This window comes from Actinomycetota bacterium (assembly GCA_030776725.1).
GTDB lineage: Bacteria > Actinomycetota > Nitriliruptoria > Nitriliruptorales > JAHWKO01 > JAHWKW01.
Genome location: JALYHG010000063.1, coordinates 1 through 14,133, shown reverse-complemented (window position 1 = coordinate 14,133; position 14,133 = coordinate 1). Strand labels below are relative to the sequence as shown.

Annotated in this window: 3 protein-coding genes and 1 pseudogene; all 4 read right to left on the bottom strand. The window is 69.7% G+C overall.

Translation table 11 applies throughout. The features are described from left to right. A partial coding sequence (locus M3N57_02860; protein ID MDP9021638.1) for a Tc toxin subunit A occupies nt 1-2,777 on the bottom strand: 2,777 nt, incomplete at its 3' end. 1 nt (nt 2,778) lies between these two features. Further along, complete coding sequence (locus M3N57_02855) at nt 2,779-4,605, bottom strand: hypothetical protein (GenBank protein MDP9021637.1); 1,827 nt, start codon at nt 4,603-4,605, stop codon at nt 2,779-2,781. Nucleotides 4,606-4,651: 46 nt separating this feature from the next. Beyond that, nucleotides 4,652-12,496, bottom strand: a complete 7,845-nt coding sequence (locus tag M3N57_02850; GenBank protein MDP9021636.1) for a toxin — start codon at nt 12,494-12,496, stop codon at nt 4,652-4,654. A gap of 110 nt (nt 12,497-12,606) precedes the next feature. Beyond that, nucleotides 12,607-13,091, bottom strand: a pseudogene (locus M3N57_02845) (cyclic nucleotide-binding domain-containing protein). Between the last annotated feature and the right edge of the window lie 1,042 nt (nt 13,092-14,133).

The window sequence follows — 14,133 nt, the reverse complement described above, 5'->3', positions numbered from 1 at the left end:
GTGTCCGGTTCAGTGTCGGTCTTGAACGCCGGGAACCAGAGGAGCCGGGCCAGTGGACCCCATGCGGCGGGCAGCGCTGCCGCCGCTGGAGGGCCGTCGACCGGAAGTTCCCGCAGGAACCCGGCGGTGTCGGGAGCGTCGCCGGCGAGGTGGTCGACCTCGCGTGGCGTCAGCCGGAGCACACCGACCAGCTCCGACGCCTTGTGCAGGCGGCGTAGCGACCGGGTCGTGGCGGCTGCGGCCGCGGCGGGAACGAGTTGGGGGGTCGGGATGAGCCGACGGCCCATCCCCCGGGTGCGCCACGAGACGGTGGCCGCCTGACCGGCGGGAAGGCCGGCGAGCGTCAACGCCATCAGCACGGGGCGGCCCGCCGTCAGCTGCACCGGCGCCGCCGTTGCCACCTCGCCGTCCGGGCCCACGACGGTGGTGGGGACGACGACGTCGCCGTCGACGACCAGCCGGACCGATGTGCCCTCCGGGGCCCCGACGTGGAGGTGGTGGTCGTCAGTCGTCGCTGGCACCACGAGGAACTCGATGGTGTCGTTGACGTCGAACATGACGTCGCCCTCCAACGCCAGGAAGTCGTCGATCACCGCCGCGCCCGCGTCGGCATCGGTGTGGAGGACGGCGGCGCGCTCGGTGAGGACTCGCGCCATCCGTTCGTCGATACGGAGCAGGGTGGCCAAGATGCGTTGCACGGCGACCCGCTTGAGCGACAGCGACAGCGGCCGGAGCAGGCGGGCCAGCACCACGGCGATGGCATCGGTGGGGTCGGGCTCGACCAACGCGTCGCGAAGCGCGAGACCGAGCGCGGCCTCGTCGGCCTCGAGCGCTGCGACCCGAGCATCCCCGGCGGTCCGCAGCGCCGTGATCGCCGCCGTGAGCTGCGCGATGTAGGCGTCGAGATCGGGCTGCTGGGTGATCTCGTCGATGTCGTCGAGCACGAGGCCGGCCACTGCGGCGTGCAGAGCCGCTTCCTCCGACGCGGTCATGACGCCGGCGAAGGAGAGTTGCCGCCCGAACGCGTCGAAACCCAGCGTCGTGCCCAGGGCGGCGACGGGATCCGGCAACGCCGTGACCGGACCAGGCAAGTCGACGGTGATCGTCGCCCTGCCGCCCAGCAGGTCGAGGAATTCGCGTACGACTTCGGGGGCGTGGACCAGGGCCAGCTGGGACTCCAGGCCGGCCAAGTCGGAGGCGGAGCCCACGGTGCCGTCGACGGCCGCGAGGGCCTGCCGCACGGCACCGAGCTCGGCCTGTAGCGACTCGGCGGACGGCGCCCGTAGCTGCGAGGCGTCGATGTCGCGCAGGACGTACTCGAGATCGGTGACCTTCAGTCCCGCCCGGGACAGTGTGCGACGGGCCCGGACGAAGCGCATCAGCGAGGGTTCGGCCGTCCCGAGGTCGTCGGCCGCGACTGGGTCGATCCCGGTGATGGCGACGAGGCTGTCGTAGTCGCCGGTGCCGAGGTCGAGCAGGGTGGCAAGGTGAGCCGCCCGCAAAACGGGGTCGGTGTCGGACGTGAACAGCGCCCACCACAGCGGAAGGGTCGATGCGTTCGCGCCCACCTCATCGAGCAGGAAGAGCACGTTGGCGATCCGATCCAGCGCCGTCGCGCACGCCTGGTCGATGTTCGCCAGTGTCAACTCGGCAGGGGGCGTCGGCAGGAAGCTGGCCAACAGGCGATCGGCGTCGGCAATCGACGACTTCACCTGCCGGTCGAGCAGTCGCCAGATGCGGGTGAAGCGGAGCACACGGAGCAGGTCGAGCTCGGCCAGGTGGTTGGGCTGCCGAAGCTCAGTTCGGAGCCGGAGCTTGGAGAAGTCGCAGTCGTCGACCTCCGGATCGGCGTCATCGGTGGGCGTCAAGGTGATGAGGGACTCCAACAGCGGTCGACGCTCGGTTAGCCATGCGAGCACGTCGCCGTCGAACGGAGTTGCGTCGAAGCCGGGCGGCAGCTCGGCCACAAGCGCGGCATCGGTCAGGTCGCCGCCGAACCAGTCGGCGATCGAGGCCATACCGAGCCCGAGCTCGGTGAGGTCGGGGACGAGGGGCCGGCCGGGGTTGACGAAGCTGGCCTGCAGCGTCTCGGTCAACTCCGTGTAGGTGAGCCCGACGCGCCGGCAGAAGTCGCGTGCCGTGGGGACGGCGGCATCGAGGGCGGCCATGCTGGTTCCCGGACCCTCGCCGAGGTACTCGGGTACCGCCCGGAACCCGACGTCGGTCAGGATCGACCACTCGGCGGCGTTCAGACCGAGACGCTCACGCCGGGCGGCCGCCGCCGTTCCAAAGCGTCCCAACAGCGCCGCGAGGCTGGTATCCCACGCCTGGAACTGCAGGCGCATCGACTCCAGCGGCATGTCGAAGGGCAAGGGTGCGGGGAAGACCTGCGCCGTCAACGGGGGATAGGCCTCGGCCTCGATGAACGCCGGGTCGACGAGCAGGTCCTCGGTTCGTTCACCGGGCCTCGTGTCGTGACCCGTGAACCCAGCCAGGCCGTCGTTCACCACCCAGAACTCGAGGATCTCGTTCACCAAGTCGACGTACGGGAGCGCGACGTTGGTGTTCTCGCAGCTGAGCAGCAGGTGCGGGAGATCGGGGCGCCGCTCGAAGAGCACGTCGATCGGGTTGCGACCGACCGCCGGGTCGGCGCCGAGTTCGAGGAACTCGAACAGCCCGACGAGGTAGGCGGCGGGTGACAGCACGGACCGACAGTGTTCGCACGCGCAGAAGTCCACGCTGCCGAAAAGATCTTCGAGGCGGGTCTCGATGGACATGTCAATCTCCTCGGGGCGTGGGACCGGCGAGCACCGCGAGGGTCGGTCGTCGGCTTCGGGTCATGTAATCGGTGGCGATGTGGAGCACCGTGCTGTGCACCTGGTGCGCCTTGCGGTGGACCAGGACGGCTTCCTCTCGGGACGGGAACGCGTCGCCGTGCTTGGCCAGGAACTCTGCTTCGGACAATGTGACGACGTCTCGCGCCGACGACAGGCCGGCATGGGCCAGTGCCCGCAGCGACGCGTCAGAGGGCGTGATCTGATGGAGTCGCTCCAGCAGGAGCGCACCGTCGCGGACCGCCTCGTCGAGGTCGTCGAAGCCATCCCACCGTCGCAGCGGTACGAGCCCAAGCTGGCGGGCGTCGGCGCCGCGCTCGAGGAACCCGGCCACGCCGTCGGCGACGCCCTGGTCACCGATGGCCACCACACCCCGCCGGAGCTGGTGGGCGATGACACGCGTCGGGAAGGCGAGCCGGACCTGGATGGCGAGTCCGGTGGCGTAGTCTTCGGCTGCGACACCCTCGGGGGTGTCGGCACCGATCACCGACTCCCAGGCGTCGACCTCGTAGAGACGGGCGGTGACCAGATCGGCGAGCTGCGTCACCCCGACGTTCGCGATCAGCCGACCCATGACCGGGGCGTTGTGCCTGGTGAGCGCGCCGAGTTTGCCGTCGAGTCGGAGCCGGTCGATCGTCTCCCGGTCGATCTGCGCGGCCTCGAGCCGTGCCCACAGCTGCTGGGGTTCGTCTCGCGTGGCGTGCAGGGCATCGACGACGCGGTCCTTCTGCTGGTCGTCGAGCCGCAAGGACAGTAGCGCATCGATGCTCGACACGCCCCGCACGGGGACCTGGGCGAGCAGCGCCTCGTGCCCGAGCCTCCCGTGGCGCTGCATGACCCGGTCGCGGTCGCCGACCTCGTCGATCACGCCGCGTTCCACCGCTTCGTCGAGCACCTGCCCGAAGCGGAGGGGACTCATCCGGTGGACGTCCTCGGGGGTGTTCGCAGCGCCGCTGCGGAACGCGGCGTAGTAGGCGCTCTCAGGCAGCTCGGTCCTCGCCGCCGCTCGTCGGGCGGCGACCGACATGGCGACGAGCCGGGGGTCCCAGCCGGCGCGATTCGCGACGTAGGTCACGGCGTCGGGCGTCAGTCCCCCGATGTCGTCGGTGCTGACGTCGACCGCCATGGCGTCCAGCAGCCGGGTCCGCTCGCTGGCCCTGGGCACCCGGTCGTAGGCGACGCTGACGTCGACCGTGTGCAGAGGTGCGGCGGCGTAGTTGGTCGCCGACCGCGCCAGTTCCACCGGCTGCTGCCCCCCGGTCGTCACCCGGATGACCAGGTCGGCAAGGGGCTTGCTTCGGAGCTGACCGGCGTCGTACGTGATGAGGTAGCGGCCCGAATGATCCGTCGTGGCCCGTCCGAGCAGGACGGGCTCGGCGAGCATGCGGTCGTACGCCTCCACCACTACACCGGCCGCTACGGTGCGCCGGTCCGTCAGGACACGACCGGCGACCTCGAACCTGAAGACCGGCAGTGGCTCGTCGGCCTCGGCGCCCACCCGTTGCAGGTCCAGGCGTATCGCCTGGTCGTCTTGGGGCCGGCACACGGCCGATCCCACGACCTGCCCTCGACGGCGAACCTCGAGTCGCAGCGGTTCTGCGCCGCCAACCAGTAGCTCATCGGGGACCTCGACAGCGAACCTGCCGTCACGACGAGCCCGGATCAGGGACGAGGCGGGCCGTCCGTCGGGACCGACCACGACAACATCGATCTCCCCGGGGGACCGGAACGGGCCGTTGTCGAACACGAGTCCTTCGATGGTTCGAGGCATAGAGACTCCTTCAGTCGCTCGGTCCGCCGGGGGCGGAGGGGATGTGTCACCAGAAACAGCCCCTACCACCGGCTCGTACACACGCGTCGAGCTGCCGGAGGGCTTCGTTAGCGGTGTCTTCCACGGCGTCGATGGCTCGTCCCGGCGCCCGCCAGATGCGCAGTATCGTGTCCTCCGCCGGCATGACCTCGGTATGGCTGAACCCGAGCGAGCGGGGTGACGCCGGGTCGTGCTGGAGCCAGCGCGGGGTCTTGCTCCGGTCGACCGGTGACAGGGTGGCGTCGTGGTACGGACGGACCGTGCGGTTGCGGGGCTGATCGACCTGCGGGGCGTAGTCGCGCAGCTGGCCGGCTCGGCCCTCACCCGCCCACTCGCCGCTGGTCAGCAGGCGGTGCTGGCGGAGGAACGCGTAGTACTGGCGCCGACCCTGAGCACGTGAGGTCGGCTGCAGCTCGGTGATGACCTGGCGCTCGATCCGCCGATAGAGGCGATCGGCCGCCCGGTCGGCGCGCAGCGCGTTCAGCTCCTGGTCGACGTTGAGGCCGCGTCGGCGCGCCTCGCGGTAGAAGCGCACGCCGATCTCGATCCCCACGCGGTTGGACGTGACGTCCTCGTAGGAGAACGGTGTGGCCGCGATGACGTCGGCGAGGTCACGGGACTGGCGTTCCTCGAACCGGTACAGGGCGTCGTGGGTGATGGCGACCGCAGCCCGCTCAATGTTGCGCTGCCCGGTTACGGGCGTGGCTCGCGTGTAGGTGCGCCGCAGGCCGCCGAGTTCGAAGTTGACGTCACGGCCGGCCTGGAGGTCGCGCAGGACACCCCACACGTGGCCCGGCTGCGCGTGGCTGCGGTCGATCCACCCGCCGCCCTCCGTGAACAGATACCGGCCCTGGGCGCCTGCGCCGTTCAGGTAGTCGCGCTTGTTGCCGATCCGGCCTTGGTTGCTGTCGGTGACGTGGGTGCCGGTCTCGTCGACGAGCCGCACCGGGTTGGCCTGGGCGTAGGCGAAGACGTTCGGCCCATCGACCAGCCCCTCGGGGTCGGCACCGAGCCAGCGTCCGAGCCACGGCGCGGCGTAGCGGGCTCCCTGGTGGTAGAGACCCGACTCGTCGTCGCGCTCGTGTCCCGCGAAGCGCTGGCGCTTGGAGGCGAGCCACGGTGCCGACACCGCCTCGTACGAGGTGGAGCCGTACGGCGTGTGCTCCTCGTAGGTGAGCACGCGGGACTGCTGGTCGAGTTCGAGGCCGACCGTGCCGAGATGATCGCGATGCTGGTACCGCACGACCCTCGGCGGGTCTCCGGGCTGTCCACCGGCGGTGCGCGTCTGCACAAGCACGACGCCCCGTTCCCCGACGGCGATGCCGAGCGTCTCCCACGTGGTCCCACTAACCGTGTGGATCTCGATGCCGTCGAGGTACAGGCGCTCGCTGCGGACCTGTCCAGCGGGTCCTTCGGTGACCTTGCGCACCCGCGCGCCGGAGGCGCCGTACACATACCAGGTCCGCTCGCCGACGTGCAGAGCACCGTCGACATCATCGGCTTCGACGGCCTGCCGGCGGGTCATCCGCAGCTGATCGGTCTCGTTCCAGACTAACTGCTGGAGGTGCGGCATCCGCAGCATGTTCCCGGCGTCGTCGTAGCCGTCGCCGGCGACGCTGTACACCGACGTCGTCGCCCCCACGGTGGACGACGTCAGACGGTTGCCGTGGATCTCAGGCTTGAGCTGGCTGGGCTCGGCGTACACGAAGGTCCGACTCCAGCTCGGCGCGCCGGCAGCCAGCGCGCGGTGCTCCATCCTCGTCAGGTTGGCGACCTCGTCGTAGCGGTACCGCTCGACGTAGCGGGCGAGGGCCTGCCCGTCGTTGGGGTGGGGCCGCCGGGTCCGGCCGGCGTCGTCGTACGAGTGCACGACCGGGTCTCCCGTTTGACCGAGGTGCTCGCGACCTGTCCCCTCGATCAGGCGATAGACGGCATCGTAGGTGTACTCGGCGTGCGAGTCGACGACCACGCCGGCGTGGAACACCGTCGGCTGGGCGAGGTCTCGTCGGTGCGTGACGTTGCCCACGCAGTCGTAGGTGTAGACGAGGTGCTGCACCCCGCACGGGACCCCCTCGGGCGGCGGATGCGGCGCGGCGATGGTGTCGGGTGGTGGGGCGGGGTTCGTGCAGTCACCGCTGAAGGTCGCATCGCGTCGCGTGTAGACGGTGGCCGGGCGGAACGTGTCCGGGTCGTACGCGTAGTGGGAGACCGCGCCGTTGCCGTGTCTCACGCGGATCCGCTGGCCCTTGGCTTCGTAGTCGACGTTGCCGATCCCGGCGCCCGAAGGTGGCTCCGCCAACGGATCGATGAGCTGGTTGGGGATGGCCGGACGGTCGAGCCACACATCCACCCCGTCGATCAGCCCGGCCTCGTTGTAACGGGGCTGGCTGACGTGGATGCCCGCGCCCGCACCTTCGACGTGGGGCGCGACAAGCTGGACGGGTCGATCGAGCGCGTCGTACCTCGTCGCTGTCCGACGAGTCGTGGCACTGAGCACGACCGCGGCCGACCAGTCGACGGTGACACGATGCGCCGGCACCGGTGCCCCGTTCACCGTGACCGACTCGGCGAAACGCTGCGTCGTCCCCAGCGGATTGCCCTTGAAGTCGTACGCCGGGGTGGCGATCACACCGGCCTGGTCGTACTGCTCGACGACCTGGCCACGCCGGTTGCCGACCTCTGGATCGGGGAGCTGGTCGCCATAGATCGTGCGGTCGACGCGGACGTCGGCCTGCCCACCCCGAGAGACGTGCGTTGCCGTGGGCCGGCGCAGCGCGTCGCGTTCGATCCGGATCCGATCACCGCGGCTCGTCCACGACATCAGGGGTTGGTCGTCGGCCGCGTCGAGGATCCAGCGTTGACCGGCGTCCATACTCGTGTGGTGGATCTCGCGACCGCGCAGGTCGTGGTGGTGGCGGATGACCTCACGGTCCCGGGCGTCGACGACACCGAGCTGGCGACCGCTGATGTCGAGTTGGTACCGGGTCACCAACATCGACTCGACCGGTGGGGCGGCGGGGTCGTCGGGATCGGGGTACCGGTCGTGGGCGACGCTGGCGATCGTGCGTCCCAGCGCATCGGCGTGCTCGACGGCGGGGGTGCCGGCGTACAGCACCGACCTGGTCGCGGCGGCTTGTGCGTCGGGGCCGCGGCCGCCGCCCTGGCGCTGTTCGAGCCAGGTGGGCAGGTAGTCGTCGGCCGGGAGTCGGCTGAACAGACCACCGACCGTGGGATCGGCGACCGGGTCGGCGACCGCGACCGTGTCGCCAGCGTCCCAGGTCTGTTGGCTCCACGGTCCGAGGTCGACCTTCTCCCAGGTGTGATCGGGGTGGATGGTCAGTACCTTGCGACCGATCGGGTCGTAGCCGAGGATGGTGGACACCCCGACGCGAACGTCTCGCTCGAAACCGTGCCGGTCAGTGAAGAACGGCTCGAACCGGCGGACCGGATCGCCCTTGTTGTCAAGCACCGTCCAGCCCGTCCCGATCCAGCGAGGTTCGACGTCGACGGGTGTGGGCAGTGGACGTCGCTCGGGGCCGAGGACGATGTCCCCGTCGGCCCCCCGTACCGGACCGGGCCCGGGCTCGGCCCGCTCCTTCCGCTGGATCTCCCGACCCTGGCCGTCGGAGAACCCGATGCTGACCTGGACGCGGAGCCCGCCGGGCGGCGCCGGGTCGCTCGTGTGGGTTTCGCGCGCCAGGGTGACGGCCCACACGGGCGTCGAACCGTCGGCGGCGCGATGGTGAGCCGACGGGTCGGTGACGATCCGAGTGGTCGCCGGGCCCAGCAGTTGGACCCCGAGCGCACCACTCGGCGCGGCGAGCAACGCATCGAGCTGGGCTCGCGTCGGTTCGGCGACGCACGCGGGATCGAGGTGGTCCCCGACCGCCTCGCCCTGTTCCGGCGTTCCCCGGACCGCCGTCGCAGCGACCTGACCGAACGCGTCGAAGGCGAGCTCGGTGCGGTTGCGGTTCGGCTCCATCACCACCGCCGGTTGCAGGACCCGGTAGTCGAAACGGGCGGCTTCGAGGGTCTGGTCTGCGTCGTTGCGACGGGTCCCGGCGGTCGTGCGGTTGCCCACTGGGTCGCGCGACTCGAGGAGCAGCAGATCGTGGTCGTCGTAGGTGACGACGGTGTCGGTGGGCACCGCGGGGCGGTGGAACGGGTCGCGGAAGCGCCGGGCGCGGAAGAAGTGGTGCTCGGCAGTGGTCAGCTCCTCGAGTGGCGTGGCTGCGGAATCGGCGGTGTAGAACTGGCGCCCCGACGGGATCCACCAATCGGCGTCGGGTCCGCCGCCGTCATCGACGTGCACGTAGCCCGCCGCTCCCGCGCCCAGCAGCGCACCGTCGACGCGTCCGTCGAACACTGATGCGACGAGCCCGGCCGTCAGCGCGAGCTCGTACGACGCGAACCGGATCGCTCGCGGCCCCATCTCTCCCAGGGGCAGCGGCCCGGTGAGATCCTCACGTCGGTAGCGGGTACGGGCCCGGGACACGAGGCGGCGCTGCCGCCCAACCGTCGGCCGCACCTCGTAGGACAGGTCCTCGTCGGTGAGCGCCGCAAGCCGATTGGGGTCTGCGGGGTCGACCACGGCCAGATCCGACGGGACGAACCGTCCCGCGGGCCCCGACCTCGGATAGCCGGTGAGTTGCCAGGTGCGCTCGTCGTGCACCGTCGGTGTCCGGTACGCGTCGTCGTCGATGCCGTTGGTGACGCGCCGCTCGGCCATCGTCACCAGGTTGCGGGCCTGGTCGGCGCGGGTCGCAGCGGGCAGGCTCGGGTCGGCCAGCTCGCGGCCATAGCTGGCCGACACCGACAGCAGGACGGTGCCGAACTCGTCGACGTCGAGGTCGAGCGTGTGGGTCACCCGTGCGTCGAGCCGCCAGTCGACGGCGCGGTTCCCGACCGCGGCGCCGGCGTCGACGAGCTGCCCGGCGACCGTGGGGACTAGCGCCCGCTCGTAGTGGCGCTCGAGGGTCTCGCGCTGGTGGGCACGGAACACGGCGTGCTGCTTCGGGCCCCGTTCCTGCAGGAGTCGGACGGCGAACGTGTGCTCGGTGACGAGATACGGGATCGACGCTCGATCGGTGCCGTCCAACGCGTAGGTCTCCCGGCGCAGCAGCGAGCCGCGCAGGGCATGCAATGCCCCTCGCCGCTCGGCCCCGGAAAGGTTCACCGGCAACTCGATGTCGGTGAGCAGGAGATCCTCGACGGCTGCGTCGTCGAGACCGGGCGCACGGAAGTACTCGCGGCGATCGATCCCGATGGGCGCACCGGTGTGGAACCACGACCGGACCAGGGCCGGCGGTACGTGTGATTCGGCGGCCAGATTCCCAACCTCGGGCCAGTCCTCGCCTTCGTCGCCATGTCGGGCGGTGTCGAGCCGCTCGACCATCCCGAAGCCCCGGAACTCGCGCTCCTCGCCGTCGTAGTGCCCGTGGTGGTACGCGTACTCGGTGACGAACCGGTTCCGCCCGACGTGATCGATGGTTACGACGCGGTCGACGACGTGGACGGGGAACGGGATCCGCGTTCTCCACGGCCGCCCGGCCGCCTGGTCGGCCAACGAGAACCGGGTCGATGCTGCGTAGCTGATCCGGGTCTCGGCGCCGAGGTTGTTGGTGATCGTGGCCAGCAGGTGCGGCTTGACGCCTCCCATGAGGTCGACGTAGCGCACCGGACGCTCCCGGCTCGCGGGCAGCGGGTCGGACCAGACGAGGCAGGCCGTGCCGTTGCCCAGCAGGTCGGTCAGCTCCACGTGCGCAGCGTCGGACACGCCGACGACACCGGGCAGCTCCCGGAGCGCGCTCCAGCCGTTCCCCGACAGGTTGAAGGCCACCGAGACACCGTCGGCGCCGGTGTAGATGAGGTCGGTGGCGCCCGAGCCGTCGACGTCGGCCAGGCGGATTCGTCCCGGATCGAAGTGATCGGGCGGTGCGACCCGGGGGACGCCGTCCATGCGCACCTTGGCAGCGAACCTGCCGTGGCCGATGTTGGGCCAGTAGCAGATCTCCCCGTCGCGTACCCGGACCAGATCGACCAGGCCGTCCCCGCTCATGTCGGCCAGGTGGATGGCGTTCTGCCCGTCGGCGAACACGACGCGGGGTCCGTCATCCTCGTCCCACGGCACCGTGGTCCGTCTCGGCGCACCGAATCCCATGTCGCCCTTCGATTCGAGCCACACCAGTTCGTCCTGGTCGGTCACGAGCACGTCGGCCAGGCCGTCGCCGGTGAGATCCACCAAGCGGGCGTTGGGGTCGTCGATGTCGATCGTCGGGAGTTCGGCGAAGTTGCGGAACCGTCCCCACGAGCCTTCGGCGGTCCGTTCGTGGAAGCCGGGGGTGGGCCCGCCGTAGGTGGCCACGTCGAGGCTGCCGTCGCCGTCGAGATCGACCAGCCGACCGGCTCCGCGCCCGGCGAACAGCAACGGCTGGGCGGGAAGGACCTGTTGCGGTCCGAGTCGACCGCCACCGAGGTTCGGCTTGTAGCGCCACGCACCCTGATCACGGAACAGGGGACCGGACAGTCCCACACCGTCGAGATCGACCCAGGTGACCTCCTGCGGCGCCGTCCCTGCCGGGACACCCGTCACGCTGTCCTCGTCGAGGTACTGCACGACGTTGGCGACGGCCGCCTTGGTGTACGAGAACTCCAACGCCGGGCGCGTGTGATGCAAGTAGGTGTCGCGTCGGTGGCCGTCGACGACCACGGGTGCGGCGTCGGCGTCGAGGATGTAGCCCGACTGCACGATCCGGCGGAGGAACGACCCCAGCCGGGTGCTGCCCTGGTGAGCCCGCTCCTGGTCGATGCCGACCTCCGCGCCCGCCATCTGGAGATCGGCGTAGTCGATGTCGAGGCTGCGGACCAGGTAGGGGGCGTCGTGCAGTTCGGGGAAGCGGTGGAAAACGAGGATGCGGTGGCACCGCCGTTGAGTCCGGACCTCGAAGCCGGCGCGGTAGGACGAGAACGGGTCCGGACGCAGCGCCCAGTCCGCGGCCGGGACATCACCGGCCAGGACGCGCCGGTGTTGCTCATCGGCGGCGACCGCGGGATTGAGTGGCAGATCCTCGACGTGCGCTTCGCCGTAGTCGAGCACCACGTCGAACAGCCAGTCAGTGGCCACCAGGTCGGGGTCGACGAGATGGGAGACGGTGTTGCCGTACCGCACCCGTCGCAGGTACCGGTTGGTACCACGCGTGCGGCGCTGCTCGCTGGGCCGAGACTCGTCGACGTTCCGCGCATCGTCCGGCACGTACTCGAAGACGATTGCGTTGCCCATGTCATCCCGGGTCTCGCAGATGAGCCAGGAGAAGATGCGGTCGCTCTGGTCGCCATCGGAGTCGACGATGCGGGAGCGGTCGTCCCGCCCGTAGATGCTGAGGACGTTCTCGGTTGTGTGGGTGCGCCAGTGGACCTCGGCGGTTGCGAGCTCGGTCCAGCGCTCGATCCGTGAGACGCTCGTCTCGACCCGTGGCCGATAGCGCTCGATGCGAAACCCCGGCCGGCGATCGGTGGTGACGACTCGTGCACCCTCGTCGTCGAGCATGGGCACGAGGTCCTCGGCGCCGGCCAGCACGAAGACGTCAGATTCGCCGGCGTCGTCGTAGCGCGGCAGGCCCTTCTGCGTCTTGCGGGAGATGGTCGGAAGCGACAGCGACCAGCCGAAGCCGAACGGTCCATTGCCCGAGCCGGAGTCGTAGGCCAGCGACAACTCGGGCGCGAGGTTCGACCTGGCCGGACTCATCGGGACGGGCACGCTGACCGCGCCGGTGCCGGTCACGGGGTTGGTCGCGAACTTCTCCCCGATGCCACGGATCGCCCCTCCGCCCTTGGGGACGGAGACCGTCGGCACGACAGCCCGGGCGTCGTCACTCTGACGGCCGGCCGCAGGCGAGCTCGGGGACTGGCCTTGCTCGGAATGAGGGTTCATCCGACGTCGGTCTCGAGTAGCGCCGGCCAGATGAATTGGTCGCCGTCGGCGAGGATGCCGAGGACGGTTTCGTCCCCGTACTTGCCGAGGTCGATCCTCTGCACCTTGCCGTGGGCGATGAGGGCGATCTGGTCCGCGGGTTGACCCCGCTCGACGATGGTCTCGCCTCTGTCGAACTCGCGCTGCTCAAAGCGGCTGGCCAGTGCGGTGAGGACCTCCTCGTGCTCGAAGTCGGGCAGCAGTTCCAGCTCTCGAAGTTCCTGGGGAACCACACGGAGCTCGGCCCCGTTGGGAATGAACGTCACCTTCCCGTCCCCCCCGCGTAGGTCAGGCGCCGGTTTAGACGGAAGACCCCACCCGACACCTGGACCCAGGGCAGGACACGCAGCAGCCACCTTGAGGTGATCTCCTGCATCTGCGGCGCCGACTTGGTCGTCGTCGCCAGCCGGGCGGCGGCCGTGCCCAGGCTCGTCTGCGCCTGTCCGTTCTGTGAGTACTCCTGCTGCCCCGCAGCCACCGAGGTATCGGTCACGCATCCCCCTTGTCGTAGTCACAGCGCGCAAAGAAATCACTCAAGACCGCCGGCCACCACGCGGCGATATCCGTGCCGCGCTCAAGACGGCTATAGGCCACAGCACCGCTGGTCAGGATTAGAAATAACAAGTAAAACCGCTCGCTTCTCGAAAGCGCGTCGCATCGCCTCCGCTGTCCCGCCCGGCTCGTGGACTTCCAATGCTCCCACCAACCAAGTGACGGACGATCGCCCCCCGCGGCCACAAGCGTAGCGATCACACAAACTATGTCAATGGGTCGTTTTGGCCGGGTCCTTTGATACTCACGTCCGTCCGGCGGCTACCGAGAGGCAATTACCGCGAGGTGGTCGACGTTCGGGGCGAGCAACAGCTTTGGGAGGAAAACGACAAATGTCCCTCTGAAACAGGGACACCGGTTCCCTGGGCAGTGGGACAAATCGACCGGCGTCAACAACCTGGCGGCCATCCACCAGCGACCGAGCGAGGCCCCAGACCCTACTTTGACACGGTTTCGATACACTCCCTGGTAGACGAGGCGGCGCCGAAGCGGTGTGGTCACTACAGTCCCCGCTGAGCAGAACTAACCCACGCGGTCCGGCTCCATGTGGAGGTGTCGACGCCGAAGGCGGCGAGGGCTTGTGCCTGGATGGCGTTGCGGCCGGTAGGTAACAACCCGCACGCGGCGCTCGCCGGCGGCAAGGGTGATGGCGCGGATGCCCTCGAGCTCTCGCAGCGCCCGGGCCGGGGTCAGGTGCTGCGAACGGAGAGCGACGGCGTCTTCGTTCATCCGGTTGGACCACAACCGAGGGCCGTTACGAGAGACCTCCGATCCCACGGGACGCCCGGGGCTCCGCAGTAAAAGGGGCATTTACTGCGGAGCGCCGCATATTTCATCGGATGGCAAACGGAGTGCTGCCGTGACCGAGCAGGGAACCAAAGGGAGGGGTGCCGGCCGTCGAGAGGGTGTCGACGGACGGGCGGATGGGGCGGCGACCACCCCCGGTAGGTGCTCCTCTCCAGGAGCAC

Bases quoted from the DNA above. Each gene is read 5' to 3' on its own strand.
- M3N57_02855 (MDP9021637.1), bottom strand. From the start codon at position 4,605: ATGCCTCGAACCATCGAAGGACTCGTGTTCGACAACGGCCCGTTCCGG.